This is a genomic window from Methylobacterium sp. E-016 (assembly GCF_022829745.1).
In the GTDB taxonomy this organism is placed as follows: domain Bacteria; phylum Pseudomonadota; class Alphaproteobacteria; order Rhizobiales; family Beijerinckiaceae; genus Methylobacterium.
The window spans coordinates 22108-47997 of record NZ_JAKSYF010000128.1 but is presented as its reverse complement, the minus strand read 5'-3'; the positions used below and the strand labels follow the sequence as shown (position 1 = coordinate 47997).

28 protein-coding genes are annotated in these 25890 nt (G+C 72.2%); 15 read left to right on the top strand and 13 right to left on the bottom strand.

Annotated features, from left to right (window positions below; translation table 11 throughout):
• The first annotated feature begins 37 nt into the window (after nt 1–37).
• The gene (gene phnF, locus MKK68_RS17280) at nt 38–799 is read left to right on the top strand and encodes a phosphonate metabolism transcriptional regulator PhnF (RefSeq protein WP_147859457.1); all 762 of its coding nucleotides are present in this window, start codon (nt 38–40) and stop codon (nt 797–799) included.
• A gap of 100 nt (nt 800–899) precedes the next feature.
• On the opposite strand, the gene MKK68_RS17275 is transcribed toward phnF, so the two are convergent.
• Nucleotides 900–1385: a type II toxin-antitoxin system YhaV family toxin gene (locus tag MKK68_RS17275; RefSeq protein WP_147729539.1), complete on the bottom strand. Its 486-nt coding sequence runs from the start codon at nt 1383–1385 to the stop codon at nt 900–902.
• Between the two features lie 3 nt (nt 1386–1388).
• Nucleotides 1389–1715 carry a type II toxin-antitoxin system PrlF family antitoxin gene (locus tag MKK68_RS17270; protein WP_147729540.1) on the bottom strand — a complete coding sequence of 109 codons (327 nt, stop codon included), beginning with the start codon at nt 1713–1715 and terminating at the stop codon, nt 1389–1391.
• A gap of 200 nt (nt 1716–1915) precedes the next feature.
• On the opposite strand from MKK68_RS17270, the gene MKK68_RS17265 reads away from it, so the two are divergent.
• Nucleotides 1916–3190, top strand: a complete 1275-nt coding sequence (locus tag MKK68_RS17265) for an NAD(P)/FAD-dependent oxidoreductase (protein ID WP_147859456.1) — start codon at nt 1916–1918, stop codon at nt 3188–3190.
• A gap of 16 nt (nt 3191–3206) precedes the next feature.
• On the opposite strand, the gene phnE (MKK68_RS17260) is transcribed toward MKK68_RS17265, so the two are convergent.
• The 7 genes from phnE (MKK68_RS17260) to MKK68_RS17230 form a co-directional block, all read right to left on the bottom strand.
• Entirely contained in the window at nt 3207–4055 is an 849-nt protein-coding gene (gene phnE / locus MKK68_RS17260; RefSeq protein WP_147843794.1) for a phosphonate ABC transporter, permease protein PhnE, read from the bottom strand.
• On the bottom strand, nt 4052–4936 hold the full coding sequence (gene phnE / locus MKK68_RS17255; protein ID WP_147859454.1) for a phosphonate ABC transporter, permease protein PhnE: 885 nt from the start codon (nt 4934–4936) through the stop codon (nt 4052–4054). Before phnE (MKK68_RS17255) ends, phnE (MKK68_RS17260) begins: the two co-directional genes overlap by 4 nt.
• Before the next feature lie 25 nt (nt 4937–4961).
• Nucleotides 4962–5897, bottom strand: coding sequence for a phosphonate ABC transporter substrate-binding protein (phnD, locus tag MKK68_RS17250; RefSeq protein ID WP_244031802.1), 936 nt, complete (start codon nt 5895–5897; stop codon nt 4962–4964).
• Nucleotides 5898–5939: 42 nt separating this feature from the next.
• On the bottom strand, nt 5940–6731 hold the full coding sequence (gene phnC, locus MKK68_RS17245; RefSeq protein WP_147729659.1) for a phosphonate ABC transporter ATP-binding protein: 792 nt from the start codon (nt 6729–6731) through the stop codon (nt 5940–5942).
• Nucleotides 6732–6839: 108 nt separating this feature from the next.
• On the bottom strand, nt 6840–7505 hold the full coding sequence (locus MKK68_RS17240) for a DUF1045 domain-containing protein (protein WP_147859452.1): 666 nt from the start codon (nt 7503–7505) through the stop codon (nt 6840–6842).
• Between the two features lie 81 nt (nt 7506–7586).
• Nucleotides 7587–7820 (bottom strand): hypothetical protein, encoded by a 234-nt coding sequence (locus tag MKK68_RS17235; protein ID WP_147844746.1) that lies wholly within the window; start codon nt 7818–7820, stop codon nt 7587–7589.
• Between the two features lie 77 nt (nt 7821–7897).
• Entirely contained in the window at nt 7898–8575 is a 678-nt protein-coding gene (locus MKK68_RS17230; protein WP_147859451.1) for a cysteine hydrolase family protein, read from the bottom strand.
• Nucleotides 8576–8935: 360 nt separating this feature from the next.
• Between MKK68_RS17230 and MKK68_RS17225 the strand changes: the two genes are divergently transcribed.
• From MKK68_RS17225 to MKK68_RS17200, 6 genes are all read left to right on the top strand, one after another.
• The gene (locus tag MKK68_RS17225) at nt 8936–9940 is read left to right on the top strand and encodes a hypothetical protein (RefSeq protein WP_147729244.1); all 1005 of its coding nucleotides are present in this window, start codon (nt 8936–8938) and stop codon (nt 9938–9940) included.
• A 49-nt stretch (nt 9941–9989) separates the two neighbouring features.
• Complete coding sequence (locus tag MKK68_RS17220) at nt 9990–11372, top strand: 8-oxoguanine deaminase (RefSeq protein WP_147729243.1); 1383 nt, start codon at nt 9990–9992, stop codon at nt 11370–11372.
• Nucleotides 11372–12904, top strand: a complete 1533-nt coding sequence (locus MKK68_RS17215) for an ABC transporter ATP-binding protein (protein WP_243938116.1) — start codon at nt 11372–11374, stop codon at nt 12902–12904. The genes MKK68_RS17220 and MKK68_RS17215 overlap by 1 nt, the downstream gene beginning before the upstream one ends.
• Before the next feature lie 189 nt (nt 12905–13093).
• Nucleotides 13094–14179, top strand: a complete 1086-nt coding sequence (locus MKK68_RS17210; RefSeq protein WP_147859449.1) for an ABC transporter permease — start codon at nt 13094–13096, stop codon at nt 14177–14179.
• A gap of 27 nt (nt 14180–14206) precedes the next feature.
• The gene (locus tag MKK68_RS17205) at nt 14207–15133 is read left to right on the top strand and encodes an ABC transporter permease (RefSeq protein WP_147843783.1); all 927 of its coding nucleotides are present in this window, start codon (nt 14207–14209) and stop codon (nt 15131–15133) included.
• Between the two features lie 48 nt (nt 15134–15181).
• Nucleotides 15182–16240 carry a BMP family ABC transporter substrate-binding protein gene (locus MKK68_RS17200; RefSeq protein ID WP_244031773.1) on the top strand — a complete coding sequence of 353 codons (1059 nt, stop codon included), beginning with the start codon at nt 15182–15184 and terminating at the stop codon, nt 16238–16240.
• Nucleotides 16241–16289: 49 nt separating this feature from the next.
• On the opposite strand, the gene MKK68_RS17195 is transcribed toward MKK68_RS17200, so the two are convergent.
• The 3 genes from MKK68_RS17195 to uraD all read right to left on the bottom strand — a co-directional run bounded on the left by MKK68_RS17195 (nt 16290) and on the right by uraD (nt 17782).
• Nucleotides 16290–16550, bottom strand: a complete 261-nt coding sequence (locus MKK68_RS17195; protein ID WP_147859448.1) for a hypothetical protein — start codon at nt 16548–16550, stop codon at nt 16290–16292.
• A 39-nt stretch (nt 16551–16589) separates the two neighbouring features.
• A complete protein-coding gene (locus tag MKK68_RS17190; RefSeq protein ID WP_147859447.1) occupies nt 16590–16814 on the bottom strand; it encodes a hypothetical protein in 225 nt (74 codons plus the stop codon).
• Between the two features lie 83 nt (nt 16815–16897).
• A complete protein-coding gene (gene uraD, locus MKK68_RS17185) occupies nt 16898–17782 on the bottom strand; it encodes a 2-oxo-4-hydroxy-4-carboxy-5-ureidoimidazoline decarboxylase (protein ID WP_244031771.1) in 885 nt (294 codons plus the stop codon).
• Between the two features lie 181 nt (nt 17783–17963).
• On the opposite strand from uraD, the gene MKK68_RS17180 reads away from it, so the two are divergent.
• The 7 genes from MKK68_RS17180 to MKK68_RS17150 all read left to right on the top strand — a co-directional run bounded on the left by MKK68_RS17180 (nt 17964) and on the right by MKK68_RS17150 (nt 25430).
• The gene (locus MKK68_RS17180) at nt 17964–19364 is read left to right on the top strand and encodes a nucleobase:cation symporter-2 family protein (RefSeq protein WP_244031763.1); all 1401 of its coding nucleotides are present in this window, start codon (nt 17964–17966) and stop codon (nt 19362–19364) included.
• A 79-nt stretch (nt 19365–19443) separates the two neighbouring features.
• Nucleotides 19444–20283 carry a factor-independent urate hydroxylase gene (pucL, locus tag MKK68_RS17175; RefSeq protein ID WP_244031761.1) on the top strand — a complete coding sequence of 280 codons (840 nt, stop codon included), beginning with the start codon at nt 19444–19446 and terminating at the stop codon, nt 20281–20283.
• 303 nt (nt 20284–20586) lie between these two features.
• Complete coding sequence (locus MKK68_RS17170) at nt 20587–20850, top strand: hypothetical protein (protein ID WP_147728710.1); 264 nt, start codon at nt 20587–20589, stop codon at nt 20848–20850.
• Nucleotides 20851–21042: 192 nt separating this feature from the next.
• Nucleotides 21043–22143, top strand: a complete 1101-nt coding sequence (locus MKK68_RS17165; protein ID WP_147843347.1) for a BMP family ABC transporter substrate-binding protein — start codon at nt 21043–21045, stop codon at nt 22141–22143.
• Nucleotides 22144–22280: 137 nt separating this feature from the next.
• Nucleotides 22281–23438, top strand: a complete 1158-nt coding sequence (locus MKK68_RS17160) for an ABC transporter permease (protein WP_147859445.1) — start codon at nt 22281–22283, stop codon at nt 23436–23438.
• 31 nt (nt 23439–23469) lie between these two features.
• Nucleotides 23470–24393 carry an ABC transporter permease gene (locus MKK68_RS17155; protein WP_147728579.1) on the top strand — a complete coding sequence of 308 codons (924 nt, stop codon included), beginning with the start codon at nt 23470–23472 and terminating at the stop codon, nt 24391–24393.
• Nucleotides 24394–24401: 8 nt separating this feature from the next.
• On the top strand, nt 24402–25430 hold the full coding sequence (locus MKK68_RS17150) for a formamidase (protein WP_244031759.1): 1029 nt from the start codon (nt 24402–24404) through the stop codon (nt 25428–25430).
• Between the two features lie 5 nt (nt 25431–25435).
• On the opposite strand, the gene MKK68_RS17145 is transcribed toward MKK68_RS17150, so the two are convergent.
• A complete protein-coding gene (locus MKK68_RS17145; RefSeq protein ID WP_244031751.1) occupies nt 25436–25750 on the bottom strand; it encodes a BrnA antitoxin family protein in 315 nt (104 codons plus the stop codon).
• Between the last annotated feature and the right edge of the window lie 140 nt (nt 25751–25890).

Sequence of the window (25890 nt, the reverse complement as noted above, 5' to 3'; positions counted from 1 at the left end):
AATCCAATCGTGGACGCAAGGGACGATGCGATCCGTCATGGACGAGGCGAGCGACACCCCGGTGACATCCGCCCGCGCCGGCCCCGTCGAGCGCGGCGCGGGCCTGGCCGCGTGGCGCCAGATCGCCGACGCGATCGGCGGCGCGATCGCGGGCGGCGAATTTCCGGCCGGCAGCCAGCTTCCCACCGAGGCGGCGCTGGCGGCCCGGTTCGGGGTGAACCGCCACACCGTGCGCCGCGCCCTTGGGACGCTGGCCGAGCGCGGCCTGGTACGGGCGACGCAGGGGCGCGGCACCTTCGTCGAGCCGGGGCCGATCCCCTATCCGATCGGGCCGCGCACCCGGTTCTCCGAGATCGTCACCCGGGCCGGCCGCCAGGCCTGGGGCGACCTCGTCGCGGCGGCGACGGTGCCAGCGAGCCTCGAGACGGCGGAGGCCCTGGGGCTCGCGGCCGGCGATCCGGTGATCGAGATGCTGACCCTGCACCGGGCCGACGACGCCCCGATCTCGGCGGCGCGGATCGCCCTGCCGCTGCCGCGCTTCGCCGGCTTCGCCGAGGCCTACGCCGCCTCCGGCTCGATCACCCGCGCCTTCGCCGGGTTCGGCATCGCCGACTACACCCGCCTCTCGACGCGGATCGGGGCACGCACCGCCACCGCGGAGGAGGCCAGCCGCCTCGACGTGGCGCCGGGGCGGACCCTGCTCACGGTCGCCAGCGTCAACGTCGACGCCGCCGGCAAACGCATCCTGGCCGCGGCCTCCGTGTTCGTCGCCGACCGGGTCGAGCTGGTGGTGGATTAGCGGCGATGCCGCCGGCCGCGACGAGGGACTGAACCAGGCCTGAGTGCCGCTCCTGCGCGCGAAGCGCCCGGCAGGGGCGCCCTTGCGGACCGTCGGTCGGCTATTTCGCTGCTGCGGTCTTCAGGCGCGCTTTCGGCGGCCCTGCGGACGCCGCCGCGAGCAACGTCGCCCAATCGTCGGGGGGATGGCCCTTGTCGAGCATCCGCTCGAACACGGCATAGGCGTCGGTCTTCGCGCCGTAGGTGCGCAGCGTCTCCGCGTCGTTCACCCACGCATAGATCAGGATCCTGGTCCGGCTGTCGTAGCGGAAGAACGGGCGGAAGCGGCCGTTGCCGAACTTGGCCCGGAACCAATGCTTTCGGGACGCGCCGAGGGGGTCGCCCTGGCGGTACTCGGCCCGGGACGGGTCCTGCGGGACGGTCTCGAACATCAATCTCCGCAAGACCGCGAGCAGCTTCGCGTTGGCGGTCCTGCGGTACCCGTCCGGGTCGTCGGCCTTGGCCTTCTCCACGGTGGCGGTCAGCGTCTCGAGCTGGTCGAGCAGCAGCGGATGGGCGAAGATCGTCCACGCGCCGACGACCGTCATCGATCAGAGTGCCACGGGACCGTCGATGTCCGCGCCGGGATCGGCGTCGATCCCCTCGGCGAGGGCCGACATGCGCTCCATCAGATCGGCGGGGAAGGGCGTGATGGCCTGCGGCCGGCGCGCCATGTCCTGGGCGAGGAAGGCCAGGAATCCCTCGATCACGGGGTCCGCCTCCTCGACCTCGACGCGGGTGAGGCGCACGCCGCCCTCGTCGACGACGTAGGCGATCTCGCCGCCGTAGCTGACGCCCAGGGCCTGGCACACGACCTTCGGGACGGTCGTCTGGCCCTTCGCGGTGATCTTGCTGCGCTCTCGTACGAGGGGACCCATCGCGGCCTCGGCGGCTTGAGGTAAGGAATTTCCCTTCCCTCGTCGGCAGCCTTCGAAGCAAGCGCGTCGCGGCGCAAGGCGACGCCCTATGCTCCCCGGCATGGGCAGGGCCGCCGAGGGCGGCGTTGCTCGCAGGTGCCCGGGTTGACTACTGACCCCGGATGCGAGGCGCACGCGCCCCCCGGCAGGATACGCAACCCATGACCGAGCCATCGGCCCGCCACGTCGTGATCATCGGTTCGGGGGCGGTCGGGACCGTGAGCGCGCTCGAATGCCTGCGCGCCGGCCATCGCGTCACGGTGGTCGATCCGGGCGTGCCCGGCGGGGAGCAGGCGTCGAGCTACGGCAATGCCGGCTGGCTCTCGTCGCACTCGGTGATCCCGCCGGCGGAGCCCGGCATCTGGAAGCGCGTGCCGTCCTACCTCGCCGACCCGCTCGGGCCGCTGGCCATCCGCTGGCGCTACCTGCCCCGGGTGCTGCCCTGGCTGGTGCGCTACATCTGGGCGGCGCGCACCGGGCGGCAGATCGCCGAGACGGCGCGGGCGATGCGCACCCTGCTGGCGGATGCGCCCCGCCTCCATGCCGGCCTCGCCGAGGAGGCCGGCCTCGGCCACCTGATCGAGCGGCGCGGCCTGCTGCACGTCTATCCCGACCGGGCGGCCTTCGCGGCCGACGCCGCGGCCTGGGCGATCCGCCGCGCGGTCGGCGTGCGATGGCTCGAGCTCTCGGCCGACGAGCTGCGCCAGCGCGAGCCGACCCTGCATCGCCGCTACACCTTCGGGGTGATGGTCGAGGAGGCGGGCCATTGCCGCGACCCGGGCGGCTACGTCGCCGGGCTCGCCGACCTCGCCCGCGCCCGCGGCGCGACCTACGCCCGCACCCGCGCCACCGGGTTCCGCCTCGACGCGGGTCGGCTCGTCGCGGTGGAGACCGAGGCCGGCGCGATCCCGTGCGACCGGGCGGTGGTCGCCGCCGGCGCCCGCTCGGGCGCGCTGACCGCGAGCCTCGGCGACCGGCTGCCGCTGGAGAGCGAGCGCGGCTACCACGTGATGATCGCCGGTGCCGAGGCGGGGCCGCGCACCCCGGTGATGGCCTCGGACGCCAAGATGGTGGTCAACGCCATGGACGGCGGCCTGCGCGCGGCGGGCCAGGTCGAGTTCGCCGGGCTCGACGCGGCGCCGAACTGGAAGCGCGCCGAGATCCTGCGCGACCACCTGACCGGCATGTTCCCGGACCTGCCCGCGACCGTGCCGGCCGAGCGGATCCGGATGTGGCTCGGCCATCGCCCGAGCATGCCGGACGGGCGGCCCTGCATCGGCCGCGCCCGCCGCACCGGGGACGTGGTCTACGCCTTCGGCCACGGCCATGTCGGCCTCGTCGGGTCGGCGCGCACCGGGCGCCTCGTCGCCCAGCTCGTCGGCGGCGAGGCGCCCGAGATCCCGCTGGCGCCGTTCGACCCCGGCCGCTTTCTGTAGGGAAGCGGCACCCGGCCTACCGCGCCGGCCCGCCGATCAGCGCCCGGCGCAGCCGGCCGGACACGGCGTCGATCGCCGCCACGGCGACGAGGATCATCAGCACGAGGCAGGCGACCTGCTGCAGCTCGAGCACCCGGATCAGCTCGCTCAGGTACTGGCCGATGCCGCCCGCGCCGACGATGCCGATGATCGTCGCCGATCGGGTGTTCGATTCGAAGAAGTACAGCACCTGGCTGCCGAGCACCGGCAGGACGGCGGGCACGAGGCCGAAGCGGATGCGGTGGAGCGCGCCGCCGCCGGAGGCCGCGACGCCCTCGCCGTCGCGGCGATCGACGGTCTCGACCGCCTCCGAGAACAGCTTGCCGAGCGCCCCGACGTCGGAGCAGGCGATGGCCAGCGCACCGGCGAACGGCCCGAGCCCGACGACGTTGATCCAGACCAGCGCCCAGATCAGCACGTCGACCGAGCGGACCACGTCGAGGCCGCGGCGCACCGCGAAATGCGCGAACGGGTTCGGCACCACGTTCCGGGCCGCGAGCAGCGCCAGCGGGAAGGCGACCAGCGCCGCGGCCAGCGTCCCGAGGAAGGCGATGGCCAGGGTCTCGCCGAGCGCGTGCAGGAAATCGGGGAAGCGGCCGCCGGCCGAGGGCGGCAGCATCATCAGCGAGAACTCGGCGAGCCGCCCGAGGCCGCTCACGATGCGGGTGGCCGAGAAGTCGAGGCGCACCATCGCGAACGCCGCGAGCCCGAGGAGGGCGGCCAGGGTCGCGAGCGTCGCGAGCCGCGCGCCCCACGCGGTTCGGAACGCGTCGGGGTGGCGCCGGCGCAGGGCGGCGACGTCCACGGGACGCGGCGGCCGGCTCATCGCGCGCCCTCCGCCCCGATGAGGTGGTGGCGCAGCCGCTCGGTGCCGAGGTCGATCGCCATCACCGTCGCGACGATCATCAGGAGGATCGCGCTCACGTCCGCGTCGTAGAAGTTGCGGATCGCCACCAGCAGCTCCTGGCCGATGCCGCCGGCGCCGACGAAGCCCATCACCCCGGCGCCGCGCACGTTGATCTCGAAGCGGAGCAGCCCGTAGGAGGCGAAGCTCGACAGCACCTGCGGCAGCACCGCGAAGCGGATCGCCTGGATCCGCGAGGCGCCCGATGCGGTCAGCCCCTCGACCGGCCTCATGTCGATGTTCTCGACCACCTCGGAGAACAGCTTGCCGAGCGCCCCCGTGGTGTGGAGGGCGAGCGCCAGCACGCCCACCATCGGGCCGAGGCCGAAGGCGATGACGAAGAGCAGGGCGAACACGATCTCGGGCACCGTGCGCAGGACCTCGAGGGCGCGGCGCGTCAGGAAGCGGCCGGCGCGGGTGCGGGCGAGGTTCGCGGCCGCGCCGAAGCACAGCAGGAAGGCGCCGACGCCGCCGAGCAGCGTGCCGAGATAGGCCATCAGCAGGGTCTCGCCGAGGAGCGCCGCCCATTTCGGCAGGCCCCAGTACCATTCGGCGAGGTCGCCGCGCAGGTCGGCGAGCGTCAGGTGCGGCAGGATGCGGCCGAGATAGGCGGTGAGGTTGCCGATGTTGTCGGCGAGCACCAGCGGGCGCACCTCGGCCATCAGGCCCGACAGGACCAGCAGCCCTGCGACGACCGCGAGGAATGCCAGGCTCCGCCGCCGGGTCGACGCGACCGCGCGCCCGTAGGCCTCGGCCAGGGCCGCCGCCCGCTCGGGCGGCAGCGGCGCGATCCGCCCGCTCACGGCGGCGACCCGTCCGGTCCCGGGATCAGGACTTGCGGCGCTGCGCGTCGTTGAACTTCAGCATCTCGATGATCGACTGGTAATCCTCCAGCGTCACCGGGGTGAGGCCGAGGTCCTTGCCGTCGGAGAGGCGGTCGAAGGCGGCCTTGTCGGCGGTCGGCAGCGCGACGAAGGCCTCGACGATCTTGCGCTTCAGGTCGGCGGGCAGGCTGGACAGCATCGCGAACGGGCCCTCGGGCAGGAACGCGGACTTGAAGACGATGCGGAAGTCGGACGGGCTCAGCGGCGTGCCGTCGGGCTTCTTCAGCATGCCCTTGGCGGCCATGCGGGTGACGACGGAATCGGTCTCGGAGTTCCACAGGTTGGCGGCGGCGTCGGCCGTGCCCTGGGTCAGCGCCAGCACCGCGTTCTCGTGGCTGCCGGCGTAGACGGTCTTGCCGAACAGCGCGTCGACGTCGTGGCCGCTCTTGTTGAGGAAGAAGCGCGGGGCCTGGTTGCCGGAGGTCGAGTTCGGGTCGACCAGGGCGAGGTTCCTGCCCTTCAGGTCCGCGATCGTCCGGTACGGGCTGTCGGCGCGCACGTAGAGCACCGAGTAGTAGCCCGAGGCGCCGTTATCGTGCTTCTGGTTGACGATCGGGTCGACCTTCACCCCCGTCATCACCGCGCGGGCGAACGAGGCCGGGCCGTAGAAGGCGATCTGGATGTTGCCGGCGCGCTGGCCCTCGATCACCGCGGCGTAGTCGTTGGCGACCCGCAGCTTCACCGGCACCCCGAGCGCCTTGGTGAGGTAGGCGGCGAGCGGCGCGTAGCGGTCGGTGGTGCCGGTGGCGTTCTCGACGGGAATCGCGCCGAGGGTGATCTCGGGCACCGTCGCCTTCCAATCCTGAGCCAGGGCGGGCTGCAGGGCGAGCGCGGCCAGGCCGCCCGCGAGGGCGCCGACGAGGGTGCGACGGTCGAGCATCATCATCTCCGGGAAGGGGCGTGGCACGGGGTTCGTCTGGGGTCAGGCGACGAGGGCGGCGGGCTCGACCGCGTGCGGCGCCCGGTCCATCACCTCGCCGGCCTCCAGGCCGTAGAGCTGCTTGGCGACGTCCTCGGTGAGGTCGAAGGCGCCGCCGTCGAACACCACGCGGCCGTCGGCGAGGCCGACGAGCCGGTCGCAATAGGCGCGGGCGAGGTCGAGCGAGTGCAGGTTGCACAGCACGGTGATGCCGAGGCGCCGGTTGGCGTCGGCGAGCGCATCCATCACCAGCTTGGTGTTGCGCGGGTCCAGCGAGGCCACCGGCTCGTCGGCGAGGATGATGTCGGGCTCCTGCACCAGCGCGCGGGCGATCGCGACCCGCTGCTGCTGCCCGCCCGAGAGCTGGTCGGCGCGGTGGGCGGAAAAGCCCGCCATGTCGAACGCCTCGAGCGCCGCGAGCGCCCGCGCCCGGTCCTCGGCCGACCACAGCTTCAGGAGCGCGCGGTGGCTCGGGGCGTGGGCGAGGCGCCCCATCAGCACGTTGGTCAGCACGTCGAGGCGGCCGACCAGGTTGAACTGCTGGAACACCATGGCGCAGCGGGCGCGCCAGCGGCGCAGGTCGCGCCCCCGGAGCGCGGTGACGTCGAGCCCGTCGAACAGGATCCGCCCGGCCGAGGGCTCGGCGAGGCGGTTGAGCATGCGCAGGAAGGTCGACTTGCCGGCGCCCGAGCGCCCGATCACCCCGACGAAGCTGCCCGGCTCGATCCGCAGCGAGATCCGGTCGACCGCGAGGCGCGGTCCGTAGCGCCGCGTGAGGCTATCGACGATGAGCATGCGTGCCGTCCGCCGCGAGGGATGCGCCGGTAGACCCGTCGCGCGCGACGATAGGATGACAGCCGCGCCGCGACCCGCGGTTTCGTCGTGAACGGGCGCGCCGTGCGGCTACGCAGCGAACGGGATCCGGCGCAGGAGGCGGAACGGCGCCGCGCCGTCCTGGCGCAGCAGCGTGATCGCGTCGATCGTCAGCGACGTCGGGGGGCAGGCCGCCGCGAGGCGGGCGCGCCAGGTTTCGCGGGCGTCGCCGGCGAGGCGGCCGGTCAGGGTCATGTGGAAGCGGAAGGCCTCGAAGACGTGGGGATAGCCCCAGCGGTCGAGGAGCGCGCGGCGGCGCGCGTCGAGGCGCTCCGGCTGGCGGCGCGCCCGCTCGGCCTGGGTGAGACCGGCCCGGAACGGGTCGAGGGCGGCGACGCACTCGGCCGCGAGCAGGCCGAGCCCGGGCGGCGGCGCGGTGGGCACCAGGGCGACGAAGTCCCCGAGCAGGGTCACCGCGAGGGGCCCGACCGCCAGGGGCGCGCGGGGCTGCGCCAGCGCCGCGCAGGCGGCGAGGAGGTCGCCCTCGGTCCGGCCCGCGGCGAGGCGCATCGGCGCCTTCAGCGTCGCGTGGAAGCCGTAGACCCGCGGCGCCGCGGTGACGGCGGCGAGCGCCGCGCGCGCGGCCGCGTCCCATCCGGGCAGGGGCGCATCGCCGAGGACCGCCTCGCCGAAGGCGGCGAGCGCCGATCCGGGCTCCGGCGTGACGTAGAGCGCGTAGCGTGTCGGGGCGTCCACCGGGGCACTCGCTTCGGGCGTGGATCGGTCACGGCCCGGCGCGGATAGAACCCGATCGCCCGCTCGGCAAGGCGCGGCCGCTCAGCCCCGCGGGATCGGGCGGTTGCGGCAGGCGGCGCGATATTGCTGCCGGCTCAGGCCGCGCATGTTGCGGCGGTCGGCTTCCTGGGTGCAGGCGATCTTGCGGTCGGCCTTGTTGAGGCTCTTCGTGCCGCTTGACGGGACGTCGGTCGGCGCGGGCGCGGTGTAGGATTGCGCGAGGCCCGACGTCGTCAGCAACGCGAGACACAGGGTGCTTGCCAAGACCGTACGCATCCAACGAACTCCTGCTTCATCTGTCGCGCTCGCCGGGCAATAACCGGGCCAAGCTTGGCGGCTCGGGGCGTGGTCGATCATGCGGTGCGGCCGGCGGCGATCGCGGCGACGACGCGATGCGAATCCGACACCCATCCGAAGATGCTGCCCTGCGCCACGATCATCGCGAGGCCGGCCGCGTGGAAGGCCGGGATGTACGAGCCGCAGGCATCCGACACCACGAGGCAGCGGTAGCCGCGGTCATTGGCCTCGCGCACGGTGGTGTGGACGCAGACCTCGGTGGTAACGCCGCAGACGAGCAGCGTGGCGACGCTGCGCGCGGCCAGGATCTCGGCCAGGTCGGTGGCGTAGAACGCGCCCTTGCCCGGCTTGTCGACCACCGGCTCGCCGGGGGCGGGCGCGAGGTCGGCGACGATGTCGTGGCCGGGCTCGCCGCGGATCAGGATGCGCCCCATCGGCCCGGGCGCGCCGATGCGGGCGGACGGCGTGCCGCGGGCGATCTTGGCGGCGGGCGCGTCCGACAGGTCGGGGCGATGCCCTTCGCGGGTGTGGACCACGAGAAGGCCGGCCCGCCGCGCCGCCGCCAGCAGCGCCCGCGCCGGCGGCACGGCGGCGGCGAGCAGCGAGACGTCGTTGCCGAGGCTCTCGCCGAAGCCGCCGGGCTCCAGGAAGTCGCGCTGCATGTCGATGATCACCAGCGCCGTCGTCGCCAGGTCGATCGCCAGCGGGCCCGGCTCGGCATCCACGGTCACCATCGGCGCGAATCTCCCGTCCTGCGGCCGGCTCGGCGGCGCACGACGCGACGATGTCGGGCGATGGCGCGGAATGCATCCGCAAATACTGCCCGACATTGCTCGAATGTTGTGCGCATGCTGCCGACGTCATGGGCGGTGGCGCGTTCGTCGGCGGACGACGCGCCGCCGGAGGTGCGAGCCCGGCCGCCGCGTCGCGCGTTTCAGGGTCGCCGCCGCCGCACCCGCCGGAGCGGGCGCCTGCGCTCGGCCGGCAAACCTGTTGCCGAATTATGACTCGGCCGCCGCCTCTCGCCCAGGTGGCACGCGCTGGCATATCGGTTGCTGCCTGCTCACCGGATTTTCGGCACGGAGAGGGCAGACATGATCGCTCGGGGACTCGTTGCAGCGGCCATGTCGCTCGGTCTGGTGGGATACGGCGCGGCGGCCGATCTCGATGCGAAGAAGGACAAGGCGCCCGTCGAGGCTCCGGCCAAGGAGGCGCCGTTCTTCCTCTTCGCCGACACGCAGTTCAGCTATCGCTACCAGTTCCCGACCGTGTCGCCGGGCGTCCAGATCCAGAAGGCCGACGGCTCGTTCGTCAGCCGCGAGGCGCCCAAGCAGATCTACAACATCTCGCATGCCGACGCCTGGGCCTACGGCACGAACTTCTTCTCGCTCGACATCCTCAAGTCGGGCTCGCAATTCCCGGCCGGCACCACGAACCCGCCCGGCAGCGTCGGCGCGCCGTTCTTCGCCGATTACGGCAACACCGAAGCCTACGGCCTCTATCGCGGCACCCTGAGCCTCAACGCGCTGACCAACTCCAAGGCGTTCACGCTGCCGGGCATCGTCAAGGACATCTCCCTCGCCTTCGGCTTCGACGCGAACTCGCAGAACGACGCGTTCGGCTCGAAGAAGCGCGACGTGGTCGGCGGCCTCAACTTCTCCTTCGACGTGCCGGCCGGATTCCTGAACCTGTCGGTCCACGCCTACAAGGAATGGAACCGCAACGGCTTCAACCTACAGCCCGATCGCGACCAGAGCTTCGACGTGGTGCCGGAATTCGAGGTGGTCTACAATTTCCCCCTCGCCTTCACCAACCTGCCGCTGAGCCTGACCGGCTTCAACAACATCGTGCTGCCCAAGGGCCGCGGCGTGCAGAACGTGGCTGACTTCGCCTTCAACCCGAAGCGCGGCCTCGAATTCCTGTCGCGCACGAACCTGGTGCTCGACGTGGGCAAGCTGATCTACGACCAGCCCAACAAGGTCGACGCCTTCATCGGCTTCCAGTACTGGCTGAACAAGTTCGGCAACGTCGAGACGGCGACGTTCAAGGGCACGGAAGAGAAGAGCTTCCTCGCCGGCGTCGCGTTCCACATCTTCTGATCGCCGGTTGGATCGCCGATCGCACGACCGTGACGGGATGGGAGACGGCATGACGGGATCCGACGCCAGGCCCCGAGGGGACGAAACGCTCCGGCGCCTGTGGATTCGCGATCCGCTGGCGATCCTCGCCGAGGACGCCGGCGGCGGCATCGTGGTCGAGGGCAGCCGCATCGTCGAGCGCGTGGCGGCCGGCGCGCAGCCCGCCGCGCCGGTGGACGAGACCTTCGACGCTTCGCGCCACGTCGTCATCCCCGGGCTGATCAACACCCACCACCACTTCTTCCAGACGCTGACGCGGGCCCACCCGCTGGCGATCAACAAGCCGCTGTTCCCGTGGCTGAAGGCGCTCTACACGGTCTGGGACAAGATCACCCCCGACGCGTTCCGGCTCGCGACGCGGCTCGCCTACACCGAGCTGCTGCTCTCCGGCTGCACCACGGCGGGGGACCACCACTACCTCTACCCGAAGGGGCTCGAGGATTCCGTCGACGTGCAGGTCGACGAGGCGCGCAGCCTCGGCATCCGCGCCTTCGTCACCCGCGGCTCGATGAGCCTGTCGGAGAAGGACGGCGGCCTGCCGCCCGACTGCCTGACGCAGGACGACGACACCATCCTCGCCGACAGCGAGCGGGTGCTGAACCTGTTCCACGACGCGAAGCCCGGCGCGATGGTGCGGATCGGGCTGGCGCCGTGCTCGCCCTTCAACGTCACCAAGCGGCTGATGCGCGAGAGCGCGGCGCTCGCCGACCGCCACGACTGCCAGCTCCACACCCATCTCGGCGAGACGCTGGACGAGGACGCCTACTGCCTGGAGATGTTCGGCCAGCGGCCGGTCGACTACCTCGAGGAGGTCGGCTGGATGAGCCCGCGGGCCTGGCTCGCGCACGGCATCCACTTCAACGACGACGAGGTGCGCCGGCTCGGCAAGGCCGGCGTCGGCGTCTGCCACTGCCCGACCTCGAACATGACGCTGGCCTCGGGGCAGTGCCGCACCTGCGAGCTGGAGGCGGCGGGCGCGCCGGTTGGCCTCGGCGTCGACGGCTCGGCCTCGAACGACAGCTCCAACCTGATGGAGGGCGTGCGCCACGCCCTGATGATCAACCGCCTGACCTACGGCGCCGAAGCGGTGACGCATCTCGACGCCCTGCGCTGGGCGACCGAGGGCTCGGCCCGCTGCCTCGGGCGCGACGACATCGGCCGGATCGAGCCGGGCCGCGAGGCCGACCTTGCGCTGTTCACCCTCGACGCGCTGCGCTTCTCCGGCGCGCACGATCCGCTGGCCGCGCTCGTGCTGTGCGGCGCGCACCGCGCCGACCGGGTGATGGTCGCGGGCCGGTGGCGGGTGGTCGACGGAAACCCCGTCGGCATGGACACGCGGAAGCTGCGCGAGGACCACGGCCGGCTCGCCCTCAGCCTCCTCGGCGGCGCCTGATGGCGGCCGTGCCGTCGCCCGCCGCCGGCACCGCGCCGCTCTACGGGGCCTACGGCATCGTCAAGCGCTTCGGCGACTTCAAGGCCAACGACGGCGTCGACCTCGAGATCCGCGCCGGCGAGATCCACGCGCTGCTCGGCGAGAACGGCGCCGGCAAGTCGACCCTGATGAAGATCCTCTACGGGCTGCTGGAGCCGACGGAGGGCGTCGTCACCCACAAGGGCGACATCGTGCAGCTGCCCGACCCCGAGGCGGCGCGCGCCATCGGCATCGGGATGGTGTTTCAGCACTTCTCGCTCTGCGAGAACCTGACGGTGGCCGAGAACATCGCCCTCGTCATGCCGAAGACCCTCTCGGGCAGGGCGCTTGCCGAGCGGATCGCCGCGCTCGGGGCGGCCTACGGCCTGCACCTCGATCCCGCCCGGCCGGTCTGGTCGCTCTCGGCCGGGGAGCGCCAGCGCATCGAGATCGTGCGCTGCCTGCTGCAGGACCCGCGCCTCGTCATCCTCGACGAGCCGACCTCGGTGCTGACGCCGGGCGAGGCGGAGCAGCTGTTCTCCGTGCTGGAGCGGCTGCGCGACGAGGGCCGGGCGCTGCTCTACATCTCGCACCGGCTCGACGAGGTGCGGCGCCTGTGCACCCGCGCCACCATCCTGCGCCACGGGCGCGTCGTCGGCGCCTGCGATCCGCAGGGGGAGAGCGCCCGCTCGCTCGCGGCCCTGATGGTCGGGGCGCAGGTCGGCGCGGTGACCGGCCGCGCCGGCGCCGCGCTCGGCCCGCCGCGCCTTGTCCTCGATCGCCTGTCCCTGCCGGCGCCCGGCCTGCACGGCACCGCGCTCGCCGACATCCGCCTCACCGTCCGGGGCGGCGAGATCCTCGGCGTGGCCGGCGTCGCCGGCAACGGGCAGGCGGAGTTCTTCTCCGCGCTCTCGGGCGAGACCGCCGCGGCGCGGGCCGAGGCGGTCGTCGTCGACGGTGCGGCCGTCGGGCGGCTCGACATCAACGCGCGGCGCCGGCGCGGAGCGGCCTTCGTGCCCGAGGAGCGCAACGGCCACGCGGCCGCCCCGGGCATGAGCCTGTCCGAGAACGCGGTGCTCTCGCGCCACGCCACCGCGCCGCTCGCGCGCTTCGGCCTGCTCCGGCGCGGGGCGGCGCGCGCGCTCGCGGCCGCCGTGATCGCGGCCTTCGACGTGCGCAAGGCCGGCCCGGACCCCGCCGCCGGCACCCTGTCGGGCGGGAACCTGCAGAAGTTCGTCGTCGGGCGCGAGATCCAGGCGGAGCCCGGCGTGCTGGTGGTCAACCAGCCGACCTGGGGCGTCGACGCCTCGGCCGCCGCCCGCATCCGCCAGGCGCTGATCGATCTCGCCGCCCGCGGCGCCGCGCTGCTGGTGATCAGCCAGGACCTCGACGAGCTGTTCGAGATCGCGAGCCGGATCGCGGTGCTGCATGCCGGCACCCTCTCCGAGCCGGTCCCGGCGGGCGAGACGACCCGCGAGGCGGTGGGCTTGCTGATGGGCGGATCGCATGCGTGAAGCTGCGGCGTTGTTCCCTCCCCCTGAAGCGGGGGAGGGTACCCTGCGCAGCAGGGGGGGAGAGGGGAGCGCCGCGTCCGGCACCGTCGCTCCCCTCTCCCGACCCTCGCTGACGCGAGGCCCGCCCTCCCCCGCAAAGGGGGGAGGGAGGAGCCGCCCGCGATTCTTTCCGACTGTTCAGAGCCTCCCATGCGCCTCGATCTGAGCCCGCGCGCCCGGCGCTCGGCCGTGCTCTCGGCGCTGTCGCCGGTCATCGCCTTCGCCGGCGCCGTGCTCGTCGGCGGGATCGCGGTGGCTTTGCTCGGCGTCGCGCCGGGGGCCGCGTTCACGACCTACTTCGTCATCCCGCTGAGCGAGGTGTGGTCGCTGCAGGAGGTGGCGCTGAAGGCGGCGCCGCTGGCGCTGGTCGCCACGGGGCTGGCCTTCTGCTTCCGGGCGAGCCTGTGGAACATCGGCGCCGAGGGCCAGTTCGTGGTCGGCGGCCTGGCCGGCGGCTGGATCGGCGTCGCGACGCAAGGGGCGGAGGGCTTCACGGCCTGGATCCTGCCGACGATGCTGGCCGCCGGCACGCTGGCGGGCCTCGCCTACGCGATGATCCCGGCGCTCCTGAAGGTCCGCCTCGGCGTTTCGGAGATCCTGACCAGCCTAATGCTGGTCTACGTCGCGGAGCTGCTGCTCGACTACATGGCCCGCGGGCCGTTGCGCGATCCGGCGGGCTTCAACTTCCCGCAGAGCGTGCCGTTCGATCCGGCGGCGCGGCTGCCCTACCTGATGGAGGGCGACACGCTGCATGCCGGCGTGCTGATCGCGCTCGCCGCCGTGATCGTCGCGACGCTCGTCCTCGCCCGGACGCTGTTCGGCTTCGAGGTTCGCGTCGTCGGCGCCGCGCCGCGCGCGGCGCGGTTCGCGGGCTTCAGCGACGCCCGCCTGACGCTCGCCGTCTTCGCGATCTCGGGGGCGGCGGCCGGGCTCGCCGGCATCTGCGAGGTGGCCGGCAAGATCGGCCAGCTGCAGCCGACGATCTCGCCGGGCTACGGCTTCACCGCGATCATCGTCGCCTTCCTCGGGCGGCTGTCCCCCCCCGGAATCCTGGTCGCCGCCGGGGTGATCGCGCTGACCACGATCGGCGGCGAGTCGGCCCAGATCGACCTGAAGCTGCCGCTCGACCTCACCCGCGCGTTCCAGGGGCTGCTGCTCGCCTTCGTGCTCGGGGCGGACGTGCTCGCCCGCTACCGCGTCCGGCTCGTGCCGGGCGGCCCCCGGCGGACCGCGTGAGGCGCCGGGCATGGTGAGAAGGCGGCCATGACCCTCGACATCGTCCAGATGGTGCTCGTCACCGTGCTGACCGCGGCCACGCCCCTGATACTGGCCGCGATCGGCGAGCTGGTGGCGGAGCGCTCCGGGGTGCTCAACCTCGGCACCGAGGGGATGATGGTGCTCGGCGCCGCCGCCGGCTTCGCGGTCGCCACCGAGACGGGCTCGACGCTCGCCGGCGCGCTCGGCGGCGCCGGCGCCGGGCTCGCGCTGTCGGGGCTGTTCGCGATCCTCACGGTCGGGCTCGCCGCCAACCAGGTCGCCTCGGGCCTCGCCCTGACGATCCTCGGCCTCGGGCTCTCGGGCCTCGTCGGCACCGGCTACGTCGGGATGAAGCGCGATCCGGCGCCCCACCTCCACCTGGCGGGGCTGAGCGACCTGCCGCTCGTCGGCGACCTGCTCTTCGGGCAGGACGCCTTCGTCTACGTCGCGGTCGCCCTGGTGCTCGGGGTGTGGTGGTTCCTCGGCCGGAGCCGCGCCGGGCTGGTGCTGCGCGCCATCGGCGACGACCACACCGCGACGCACGCGCTCGGCCTGCCGGTGCGCAAGGTCCGCGTCCTCGCGGTCCTGTTCGGCGGCGCCTGCGCCGGGCTCGCCGGCGCCTACCTGTCGCTCGCCTACACCCCGTTCTGGTCGCCGGGGATGACCGCCGGGCGCGGCTGGATCGCCCTGGCGCTGGTGGTGTTCGCCTCGTGGCGCCCGCTGCGGGTGGCCGCCGGGGCGCTGCTGTTCGGCGGCGCGACGGTGCTCCAGCTCCACGCCCAGGCCGCGGGCCTCGGCCTGCCGGGGCAGGCGCTGTCGGCGCTGCCCTACGTTGCGACGATCCTGGCCCTGGTCTTGCTGTCCCTCGGGCGGCGCCAGGGCGGCTCGCTGGCGCCCGCCGCCCTGGGCCGCGAATTCACGCCCCACCGCTAGAAGGCGGGGGCCATGTTGGGGGTATCGACCTTGGGGACATCGACGACCATGCGGACGATCACCGGCGCCATCCTGGCTGCTCTCCTGCTCGCACCCGCCGCGCGGGCCGACGACAAGCTCAAGGTCGGCTTCGTCTATGTCGGCCCGGTGGCCGATTACGGCTATTCCTACCAGCACGACCTCAGCCGCAAGGCGCTCGAGGCGGCGATGCCCGGCAAGGTCGAGACCACGTTTCTCGAGAGCGTGCCCGAGGCCGACAGCGAGCGCTCGATCGAGAAGCTGGCGCGCTCGGGCGCCAAGCTGATCTTCACCACCTCGTTCGGCTTCATGGAGCCGACCCTGAAGGTCGCCAAGAAATTCCCCACCGTGAAGTTCGAGCACGCCACGGGATACAAGCGCAGCGCCAACGTCTCGACCTACTCGGCCCGCTTCTACGAGGGCCGCTACGTCTGCGGAAAGATCGCCGGCACGCTCTCGAAGTCCGGCACGGTCGGCTACATCGCCTCGTTCCCGATCCCCGAGGTGGTGAGCGGCATCAACGCCTTCATGCTGGGCGCCCAGTCGGTGAACCCCAACGTCAAGCTCAAGATCGTCTGGGTGAACACCTGGTTCGACCCGGGCAAGGAGGCGGAGGCCGCCAAGGCCCTGCTCGCGCAGGGCGCCGACATCCTGACCCAGCACACCGATTCCGCGGCCCCGCTGCAGGAGGCCGAGAAGGCCGGCAAGCTCGCCTTCGGCCAGTCCTCGGACCAGTTCCGCTTCGCCCCGAAGGCGCAGCTGACCTCGATCACCGACGACTGGGACGGCTACGTGATCGGCGAGGCCAAGGCGGTGCTCGACGGCACGTGGAAGAGCCACGACACCTGGGGCGGCATCAAGGACGGCATGGTCGTGCTCGCGCCCTTCACCAACATGCCGGACAACGTGAAGGCGATGGCCGAGGAGACCAAGGCCGGCATCGCGTCGGGCAAGGTCCACCCCTTCGCCGGCCCGGTGACGAAGCAGGACGGCACGGTCGCGGTGAAGGCGGGCGAGGACGCGCCCGACCCGATGATCCTCGGCATGAACTGGTACGTGAAGGGCATCGACGACAAGCTGCCGCAGTAGCGGGCCGCCGTCTCCGGCGCGCGAGCGGGGGGCCGCCCGCGCGTCCGGTTCAGTAGCGGGGCCGCGGCGGCACGTCGTCCCGGCGCGGCGGCGCCTCCGTCGTGACGCCGCCCGCCGGCGGCGGAACCGCCACCGCGTCGCCGTCGCGGACGGCGTTCATCTCGTTCTGCGGGCCCGCGCGGCCTTCGGTGCCGCCGGGCGCCGTCGCGGGGTCGAGCCCCGCAGGGGCGCCCGTCGACTGGGCGAAGGCGGAGCCGCCGAGGCCGAGGCCGGCGGCGAGGGTCAGGGCCGTGAGGGTGGCGAGGCGCATCGATGGGTTCTCCGTGATCGCGTGAGGGGCGCGGGCGGCTCAGCGCCGGTGGCGGCGGTGGTGGCGCATCCGGCGCCGGCCGTAGGCGTCGCCGCTGCGGATCGCCTCCATCCGGTTGCGCGCCCCGGCCTTGCCGACCGTGCCGCCCGGGGCGGTCGCGGCGACGCGCCCGGCGGGGGCGCCGACGGACTGGGCCGAGGCCGCGCCGGCCAAGCCGCAGCCGAGGCAGAGCGAGAAGATCAGGACTTGGGCGGAACGCAGCATGGCGGCTCCTCGTGGGATCTGCGCCGACAACGCGCGAACCCCGCCGCGGTGCGCCCCAGGAAGACGATTTTCCGCGGTGCGGCTCAACTTCCGCGATAGGTCTGGAAGCTCCACGGCGTCGCCACCAGCGGCACGTGGTAGTGCCCCTCCGGCTCCGCGACGCCGAAGCGCAGCGGCACGACGTCGAGGAAGGGCGGCTCGGCGAGCGAAAGCCCGAACCGGCGGTAATGGTCGCCGAGGGCGAAGCGCAGCTCGTAGACCGCGATCGGCACCGGCCGGCCGCCGACGAGCGGCGCGTCGGTGCGCCCGTCGGCATTGGTCACGGCCCGCGCCACCAGGGCCGTCTCGGTCTCCGAGACGATCTCGTGGAGGCTCACCGCGACGCCGGCCGCCGGGCGCCCGCTCACCGTATCGAGCACGTGCGTCGAGATCCGCCCCATCGTCCTGAGCGGCCCCTCGCCGGAGACCAGCGCGTTCAGGCGGATCGCGGCGATGCGGAGGACCTCGGCCTCGGCGGTCCGCCGCTCGGTCGCGGCGTCGGAGTCGAGACGCGTCGCGAAGGCGGAGAGCAGCGCGGCGCGCCCGTGCCGCTTGACGCACAGGATGAAGGGCAGGCCGAATTTCGCGCGGTAGGCCGCGTTGAGCGCTTCGAAGCGCGCGTATTCCGCGTCCGACATCCGGTCGAGCCCGGCCGCCGCCTGCTCGGCGATCGAATCGGGGGCGATGGCGCCGTCGCGCGCCGCGCGGCCCGCCAGCTCGGGATGGCCCGCCAGCAGCGCGAGGCGCGCCGTGTCGGGCGCCGTCTCCACCGCGGCGCGCATCGCGCCGTACAGCGCGTCGACGGTGGCGAAAGGGCGCGCGGCGGCCGCCCGCTGCGCCACCCAGGGCGCGTGCTCGAACACCGCGCCGAGGGCGGCGACGAAGTCGGCCTCCGCCATCGCGTTCAGGTCGGCCAGGGGAATCGTCATCGGGCCTCGCGCGTCGGGTCTCGCGGCCGAGGGTAGCAGGCAACGGGCCAAGCGGCGCGTCCGTCGGGCGCGTCGGCCGCGCGATCGCCCGCCCCTGCGGGGCCTGCGCTGGCACATGCCTTGCGCGAGGATCTGTCCTCGGCAGCCGGACCGATCCGGCGGCCTGCTGGAGCGTTCGCCGATGTCGAACACGGCCCACCCGGATGTCCTGCCCGAGAGCGGTCCGGTGCCGCTCGGGCCCGCCACCGCGCCGGTCGCCCGGGTCGGCGCCCTCGCGCTCGGGCTCCTCGGCCTCCAGCACGTGCTGGTGATGTATGCCGGCGCCGTCGCGGTGCCGCTGATCGTCGGGCGCGCCCTGAAGCTGGCGCCGGAGCAGGTGGCGATGCTGGTGAGCGCCGACCTGTTCGCCGGCGGCCTCGCCACCCTGGTGCAGAGCTGGGGCCTGCCCGGCATCGGCATCCGCATGCCGGTGATGATGGGCGTGACCTTCGCCGCCGTCACGCCGATGATCGCCATGGGCGCGAGCCCGGAGATCGGGCTCACCGGCATCTACGGCGCGGTGATCGCTGCCGGGCTGTTCGCGTTCCTGGTGGCGCCGCTCGTCGGGCGGCTGCTGCCGCTATTCCCGCCGGTGGTCACCGGCACGATCATTCTCGTCATCGGCATCTCGCTGATGCGCGTCGGCGTGAACTGGGCGGCCGGCGGGGTCGGCAACCCGAGCTACGGCGCGCCGGTCTTCCTCGGGATCGCCGCCTTCGTGCTCTGCGTGATCCTGGCGATCACCCGCTACGGCACCGGCTTCGTCGCCTCCGCCTCGGTGCTGATCGGGATCGTCGTCGGCACGCTGGTGGCCGGCTTCTTCGGGCTGGTCGACCTTTCGCACGTTGCTACCGCCGGGTGGTTCGACGTGGTGCGCCCCTTCGCCTTCGGGCTGCCGACCTTCGATCCGGTCTCGGTGGTGACGCTGTGCATCGTGATGATCGTGGTGATGATCGAGTCGACCGGCATGTTCCTGGCGCTCGCCGAGATCTGCGCCGACCCGGTCGACGAGAGGCGCCTGACCAAGGGCCTGCGCGGCGACGGGCTCGGCACGATCATCGGCGGCGTGTTCAACACGTTTCCCTACACCTCGTTCTCGCAGAACATCGGCCTCGTCGGCGTCACCGGCGTGCGCACCCGCTACGTCGCCGTGGTCGGCGGCGTGATCATGCTCGGGCTCGGGTTGATCCCGAAGCTCGCCGCCCTGGTCGAGGCGGTGCCGCAATGCGTGCTCGGCGGCGCCGGCCTCGTGATGTTCGGCATGGTCGGAGCCACCGGAGCGCGCATCCTCGGCGCGGTCGACTTCGCCCGCAACCGCAACAACCTGTTCATCGTCGCGGTCTCGGTCGGCTTCGGGATGATCCCGCTCGTCGCGCCGAACTTCTTCAAGCAGATGCCGCACGCGCTGCATCCGCTGCTCGAATCCGGCATCCTGCTCTGCGCGATCGCCGCGGTGGTCCTCAACCTGTTCTTCAACGGCCTCGGCAGCACGGCCGACGCCCGCGACGCGGCCCTGCGCCAAGCCGCGGCCTCCGAGCACTGACGCCCGTCGCCGGATCGCGCCCGTCCGCGCGATCCGGCGAAGACGCTCCGACGAACCTCCAGCCGAACCGGAGACCTCCATGCCGCTCATCGCCTCGACCTACGGCAAGGGCCGCGTCCGGGTCATGCGGTTGACCCGCGAGGGCGACCACCACACCCCGCGCGAGCTCACCCTCACCGTGCTGATGAAGGGCGCCTTCGACGCCGCCTGGACCGCGGGCGACAACCGCGCCTGCGTCGCCACCGACAGCGTCAAGAACATCGTCAACGTCACCGCGGCCAAGAACCTGTCCCTCGACAAGGAAGCCTTCGTCGAGGCGGTCGCGGCGGTGTTCCTCGACACCTATCCCCAGATCGAGGAGGTCACGATCGAGGGGCTGGAGACGCGCTGGCTCCGCTACGCCGTCGCGGGCGAGCCGCACGGCCACACCTTCACGCTGGACGCCAACGGCACCGGCTTCGTCCGGCTCGTCGCGAGCCGGGGCGCGCGCGTGCTGCAATCGGGCCTGCGCAACTTCACCTTCATGAAGACCACGCAATCGGGCTGGTCCGACTTCGTCGACGACGGCTACTGCACCCTGCCCGACACCACCGACCGCATCGCCGCCACCGCCATGGACGCGACCTGGACTTGGACGCGGCCGCCGGCCGATTACGCCGCCGCCAACGCCGACATCCTCACCCACCTGCTCACCGTGTTCGGCACCACCTACAGCCTTGGCGTGCAGGACAGCATGTACCGGATGGGCGAGACGGTGCTGGCCGCGATTCCCGAGGTCGGCGAGATCGGGTTCGCCATGCCGAACAAGCACTACATCCCGATCAACCTGGCGCCGTTCGGGCTTGCGAACGCCAACACCGTGTTCCTGCCGACCGACGAGCCGCACGGGCAGATCGTGGCGACCATCGGCCGGGGCTAGCCCGGCACCCGCAGCGACGAGCCGGGTGCCGAACCGCACGCTCCGCGAAAGAAGCGTGCCAGATGCCGAATAACAGGGCAGCGGCGACCGATTGCTCTGTTAAGTATTTGATTCAATGCGTCTTTTAATCTTAGAGTTCGGCCGAGCCGGCCCGTTCGATCCGCCCGCGGCGGGTATTCCCTGGAAATCAGGCTAAAACTTCAGCATTCACGGCCCTTTCCAAAGGCAGGTCTGGTGAAAATCTAGATCCGAGAGCGTCGGCGACCACGGGGTCGCCGACCGATCGAACCTCGGATGCCTCCCATGACCGCACGCCTGATCCTCGCCGCCTCCCTCGGGCTCGCCCTGTCCACCACCGCCTTCGCCCAGAGCTACAACGCGCCCGCCGGCATCCCGCCCGCGCTCGCGCCCGGCGGCCTCGAAGGCCGCGCCGCCATCCCGAACGCCCTCGACGCCGCGGGCCGCACCCCGCGTGGCGACGCGCGGAGCGTCTACGGGGTCGACGACGGCCTCGTCACCGGTTCCCTGCGCGACGGCCGCGACGCGCGGGCCTATCGCAGCCGCTGAGGTCGGTCCGAACGCCGCCACGAGCTTTGCCGAAAAGATTCGCAGTGGCAGGACCGATTTTAGGCGCCTGATCCAAGTCGATCAGGCGTCGCGCTGAGCCGCGACGACGCCGACGATGCCGAAAATCTCGGCTTCGCCGGTGTTGCGGCCAAGCCTAGACTTCGCCCCGCATTCGGGACGGAGCAGACGGCCTTGGCAGATCATTCGCTTTCGCGCAGGCACCTCCTCGGGGGCGCCGCCGCGCTCGCGCTGACGCCCCTCTCGCGGGCGCGCGCCGCCGGCACGCTCACCGCCGGCTTCATCTATGTCGGGCCGAAGGACGATTACGGCTACAACCAGGCCCACGCCCTCGCCGCCAAGGCTTTGAAGGGCATGCCCGGCCTGGAGGTCACGGAGGAGGAGCGCGTCCCCGAGACCAACGCGGTCGAGAAGACCATGGAGAGCATGATCAACCTCGACGGGGCGACGCTGCTGCTCCCGACCTCGTTCGGCTACTACAGCCCCTACATGGTCGCCGAGGCCAAGAAGAACCCCAAGATCCAGTTCCGGCACTGCGGCGGCCTGTGGACCGACAAGGACCCGAAGAACGCCGGCTCCTATTTCGGCTACATCGCGCAGGGGCAGTACCTCAACGGCATCGCCGCCGGGCACGCCACCAAGTCGAAGAAGCTCGGCTTCGTCGCCGCCAAGCCGATCCCGCAGGTCCTCAACAACATCAACGCCTTCCTGCTCGGCGCGCAGAGCGTCGACCCGTCGATCACCTGCCAGGTGATCTTCACCGGCGAATGGTCGCTCGCGGTCAAGGAGGCCGAGGCCACGAACGCGCTGATCGACGGTGGCGCCGACGTCGTCACCTGCCACGTCGACAGCCCGAAGGTGACTGTGGAGACCGCCGCCCGCCGGGGCGCCTTCGTCTGCGGCTACCACGTCGACCAGTCGCCGCTGGCGCCGCAGAAGTACCTCACCGGGGCGGAGTGGAACTGGCTGCCGATCTACAAGGGCTTCGTCGAGGCGATGCAGGCCGGCAAGGTGCCGGAGAACTTCGTCCGCGGCGGCCTCGCCGACGGCTACGTCAAGATGAGCCCCTACGGCCCGGGCGTCAGCGACGCGGCGCGCAAGAACGCGGACGCGGTCAAGGCCGAGATGATGAAGGGCGGCTACCAGATCATCAAGGGACCGCTCAAGGACAATGCGGGCAAGGAGATCCTCGCCGCCGGAAAGGGCTACCCCGAGAAGGCGGCCGAGCTGGAAAGCACGAACTACCTGGTCGCGGGCGTGAAGGGCTCGGTCTGAGGCACGGTTCGACGCTCTCCCTCCCCCGCAGAGGGGGAGGGAAGGGACGGCGAAGGCTTGCACCGGCCCGGTTGCGGGGCTGGCACGCTTCCTGCCGCACGCGTCGCAGGATGGTGGAACCGGTTCGGAGGTGCGGGATGGTCGCGGACGCCGCTGTGGCACCGGTCGAGACGGCGGATCCGCCGGCGCGCGGCCTTCAGGCCCGGGCCTGGCTGGCGCGGCGCTCGGAGGCGTTCCTGATCCCGGTCGGCGCGGCGCTCGCGGGCTTCGTCCTGTTCGGGCTGTTCCTGGCGGCTTTGGGCAAGTCGCCGCTCCAGTTCGTCGACATCGTCTACCGCGGCGGCTTCGGCTCGTCCTTCGCGCTCGGCAACAGCCTGCAGCGCGCCGCGCCCCTGCTGTTCGCCGCGCTCTGCGTCGCGTTGCCCGCCCGCCTCGGCCTCGTGGTGATCGGCGGGGAGGGGGCGATCGTGCTGGGCGGCCTCAGCGCCGCCGCCGCGGCCCAGCCGCTGGCAGCCCTTCCGCCCGCGCTCGCGATCCCCTTGATGGCGCTCGCCGCGGCGCTGGTCGGCGCGGTCTGGATCGGCGCCGTCGGCTTCCTGCAGGCCTATCGCGGCGTCAACGCCACGATCTCGAGCCTGCTGCTGTCCTACATCGCCATCGCGCTCTCCAACCACCTGATCGAGGGCTGGCTGCGCGATCCGGCGAGCCTCAACAAGCCCTCGACGCTGCCCGTCGGCGACGCCTTCATGCTCGCGCCGATGCCGGGGATCGGGGTGCATTGGGGCCTCGGCGTCGGCGTCCTGTCCTGCCTCGTCGCCTACGTGCTGATGGACCGCACGACGCTGGGCTTCGCCGCGCGGATCGCCGGCGGCAACGTGCGCGCCGCCCAGATCCAGGGCTTGCCGGTCGGGCGGCTGATCGTCGGCTTCACCGCCCTCGGCGGCGCCTTCGCGGCGCTCGCCGGGTTCTTCGAGGTGGTCGCAGTGCAGGGCACCGCCAACGGCACGCTGGCCGCCGGCTACGGCTACACCGGCATCCTCGTCGCCTTCCTCGCCCGCCAGAACCCGATCGCGATCATGCCGGTCGCGTTCCTGCTCGGCGGGATCGAGGCGTCGAGCGGGCTGATCCAGCGCCGGATGCAGCTGCCCGACGCCACCGTGCTGGTGCTGGAGGGGCTGCTGTTCCTCGTGGTGCTCGCCAGCGAGACGCTCTACGGGCGCCTGCACCTGTTCAGCCCGCACCTGTGGGCCACCAAGCGCGCCGCCGCCGCGCTGCCGGCGGGAGCGCCCGCATGAGCTCCCGCATGAGCGCGGCGGAGGGCGGGCGATGAGCGGCGATCTCGGGCTCTGGAGCGTCCTGATCGCGGTGGTCGGCGGCGCGATCCGCGTCTCGACGCCGTTCCTGTTCGTCAGCCTCGGCGAGACCATCACCGAGCGCTCGGGGCGGATCAACCTCGGCCTCGAGGGCACCCTCGTGTTCGGCGCGATGTCGGCCTACGCCACCGCGGTGCTCACCGGCTCGCCCTGGGCCGGCGTCGCGGTGGCAGGGCTCGCCGGCGGCGCCTTCGGGCTGCTGCACGGGTTCGTCTGCCGCCTGCCGCGGGTCAACGACGTGGCGGTCGGCATCGCCCTGATGCTGTTCGGCACCGGGCTGGCCTTCTTCTTCGGCAAGGCCTTCATCCAGCCCTCGGCGCCGCCGCTTCCGGCGATCCCGTTCGGGTTCTGGTCGGACGTGCCGCAGATCCAGGCGGCGCTGCGCGTCAACGTGCTGTTCCTCGTCGGCGCCGCGCTCGCGGTGTTCCTGTGGTGGGCGTTCCGCAACACCAAGGCCGGGCTGATCGTGCGCGTCGTCGGCGACAGCGCCGACGCGGCGCGTGCCATGGGCTACGACGTCGACCGCGTGAGGCTCTTCGCGACCGCCGCCGGCGGCGTGCTCGCCGGGATCGGCGGCGCCTACCTGTCGCTGTACTATCCGGGCTCGTGGAACGAGGGGATCTCCTCGGGCCAGGGGCTGATGGCGGTGGCGCTGGTGATCTTCGCCCGCTGGAACCCGCTCGCGTGCTTCGCCGCGGCCCTGCTGTTCGGCGGCGCCGGGGCGCTCGGGCCGGCGCTGCAATCGGTCGGCGTCACGCAGGGCTACTACCTGTACTACGCCGCACCCTACGTCCTCACCCTGGCCCTGCTGATCGCCACCTCGTCGCCCGACCGGGCGCTGGCCGGCGCGCCGGGCGAGCTCTCCCTCTCGAAATAAGGTTTCGCATGAACGGTCTCGGTGGGCTGAACAAATCCCCGAACGGCGTCGTCGTCGGCCTCGTCCAGCTGAAGCTGCCGAAGGTCGAGACGCCGGCCGACCTGGGCGCGCAGGCCGACCGGATCGTGGCGATGGTCGCCAAGGCGCGGGCCAACATGGCGAGCATGGATCTCGTGGTGTTTCCCGAATACGCGCTCCACGGCCTGTCGATGGACACCCGGCCGGAGCTGATGTGCCGGATGGACGGGCCGGAGGTCGCCGCCTTCCGCAAGGCCTGCGTCGACAACCGGATCTGGGGCTGCTTCTCCATCATGGAGCTCAACCCGCACGGCGCGCCCTACAACACCGGCCTGATCATCGACGATGCCGGCGACGTGAAGCTGTACTATCGCAAGATGCACCCCTGGGTGCCGGTGGAGCCGTGGGAGCCCGGCGACCTCGGCATCCCGGTGATCGACGGGCCGAAGGGCGCCAAGCTCGCCCTGATCATCTGCCACGACGGGATGTTCCCGGAGATGGCGCGCGAATGCGCCTACAAGGGCGCCGAGATCATGATCCGCACGGCCGGCTACACCGCGCCGATCCGCGAATCCTGGCGCTTCACCAACCAGTCGAACGCCTTCTGCAACCTGATGGTCACCGCCAACGTCTGCCTGTGCGGCTCGGACGGCACCTTCGACTCGATGGGCGAGGGCATGGTCTGCAACTTCGACGGGGCGATCCTCGCCCACGGCACCACCGGCCGCGTCGACGAGATCATCACCGCCGAGGTCCGGCCCGACCTCGTGCGCGAGGCGCGGATCCACTGGGGCGTCGAGAACAACATCTACCAGCTCGGCCACCGCGGCTACACGGCGGTGAAGGGCGGCGCGCAGGACTGCCCCTACACCTACATGCACGACCTCGCCGCCGGCCGGTACAGGCTGCCGTGGGAGGATCAGGTGAAGGTCGTGGACGGCACGTCCTGCGGCTTCGTCGCGCCGACCCGCTCCTACGGCGCCGGCCAGACGCCGGCCGCGCGCGAGGCGGCGGAGTGAGGGCCTCAGCCCTTCCTCAACGCCGCCAGCAACTCGCGGCGCAGGATCGCATTGATGCGGGTCTGGTAGCCGCGCCCGGGCGCCCGCAGCCAGCCCAGCACGTCGGCATCGATCCGCACCGTCGTCGAGGTCTTGACCGGGCGGTAGAACGGGTTGCGCACGGCGTTCTGCCAGAACGCCTCCGTCAGGGTCGGGATGTCGCTGTGGTCGATCTCCGCGTCCGGCTTCGCCGCAAGGGCCTCCGGCTCCGCCTTCTGCGCCTCGCTCAGCGTCGGCGGATTGGCGAGGTCGATCTCGTAGCTAACCAGCTTCGTGTTCATAGCGTCGCCTTTCCGAACGATCGGCCTTGCGGGCGGAGATGATGCGGATGACCTCGATCTCCCCGCCGGCCTCGGTCGTCTCGCGAATCGTATCAGCTAGGAAATCCGTCGGCGATTTGGCCGCCAGGCGTTCTCCCTCC

Coding starts and splice junctions, on each gene's coding strand:
- MKK68_RS17170 (WP_147728710.1), top strand. CDS start 20,587: ATGACCGCACGCCTGATCCTCGCCGCCTCCCTCGGGCTCGCCCTGTCC.
- MKK68_RS17210 (WP_147859449.1), top strand. CDS start 13,094: ATGCGCCTCGATCTGAGCCCGCGCGCCCGGCGCTCGGCCGTGCTCTCG.
- phnC (WP_147729659.1), bottom strand. CDS start 6,731: ATGCTCATCGTCGATAGCCTCACGCGGCGCTACGGACCGCGCCTCGCG.
- MKK68_RS17235 (WP_147844746.1), bottom strand. CDS start 7,820: ATGCGTACGGTCTTGGCAAGCACCCTGTGTCTCGCGTTGCTGACGACG.
- MKK68_RS17225 (WP_147729244.1), top strand. CDS start 8,936: ATGATCGCTCGGGGACTCGTTGCAGCGGCCATGTCGCTCGGTCTGGTG.
- MKK68_RS17230 (WP_147859451.1), bottom strand. CDS start 8,575: ATGGTGACCGTGGATGCCGAGCCGGGCCCGCTGGCGATCGACCTGGCG.
- MKK68_RS17190 (WP_147859447.1), bottom strand. CDS start 16,814: ATGCTGCGTTCCGCCCAAGTCCTGATCTTCTCGCTCTGCCTCGGCTGC.
- phnD (WP_244031802.1), bottom strand. CDS start 5,897: ATGCTCGACCGTCGCACCCTCGTCGGCGCCCTCGCGGGCGGCCTGGCC.
- MKK68_RS17215 (WP_243938116.1), top strand. CDS start 11,372: ATGGCGGCCGTGCCGTCGCCCGCCGCCGGCACCGCGCCGCTCTACGGG.
- MKK68_RS17155 (WP_147728579.1), top strand. CDS start 23,470: ATGAGCGGCGATCTCGGGCTCTGGAGCGTCCTGATCGCGGTGGTCGGC.
- MKK68_RS17220 (WP_147729243.1), top strand. CDS start 9,990: ATGACGGGATCCGACGCCAGGCCCCGAGGGGACGAAACGCTCCGGCGC.
- MKK68_RS17205 (WP_147843783.1), top strand. CDS start 14,207: ATGACCCTCGACATCGTCCAGATGGTGCTCGTCACCGTGCTGACCGCG.
- MKK68_RS17275 (WP_147729539.1), bottom strand. CDS start 1,385: ATGACGGTCGTCGGCGCGTGGACGATCTTCGCCCATCCGCTGCTGCTC.
- MKK68_RS17195 (WP_147859448.1), bottom strand. CDS start 16,550: ATGCGCCTCGCCACCCTCACGGCCCTGACCCTCGCCGCCGGCCTCGGC.
- MKK68_RS17180 (WP_244031763.1), top strand. CDS start 17,964: ATGTCGAACACGGCCCACCCGGATGTCCTGCCCGAGAGCGGTCCGGTG.
- phnF (WP_147859457.1), top strand. CDS start 38: ATGGACGAGGCGAGCGACACCCCGGTGACATCCGCCCGCGCCGGCCCC.
- uraD (WP_244031771.1), bottom strand. CDS start 17,782: ATGACGATTCCCCTGGCCGACCTGAACGCGATGGCGGAGGCCGACTTC.
- MKK68_RS17270 (WP_147729540.1), bottom strand. CDS start 1,715: ATGGGTCCCCTCGTACGAGAGCGCAGCAAGATCACCGCGAAGGGCCAG.
- MKK68_RS17150 (WP_244031759.1), top strand. CDS start 24,402: ATGAACGGTCTCGGTGGGCTGAACAAATCCCCGAACGGCGTCGTCGTC.
- MKK68_RS17160 (WP_147859445.1), top strand. CDS start 22,281: ATGGTCGCGGACGCCGCTGTGGCACCGGTCGAGACGGCGGATCCGCCG.
- MKK68_RS17145 (WP_244031751.1), bottom strand. CDS start 25,750: ATGAACACGAAGCTGGTTAGCTACGAGATCGACCTCGCCAATCCGCCG.
- pucL (WP_244031761.1), top strand. CDS start 19,444: ATGCCGCTCATCGCCTCGACCTACGGCAAGGGCCGCGTCCGGGTCATG.
- MKK68_RS17265 (WP_147859456.1), top strand. CDS start 1,916: ATGACCGAGCCATCGGCCCGCCACGTCGTGATCATCGGTTCGGGGGCG.
- MKK68_RS17200 (WP_244031773.1), top strand. CDS start 15,182: ATGCGGACGATCACCGGCGCCATCCTGGCTGCTCTCCTGCTCGCACCC.
- phnE (WP_147843794.1), bottom strand. CDS start 4,055: ATGAGCCGGCCGCCGCGTCCCGTGGACGTCGCCGCCCTGCGCCGGCGC.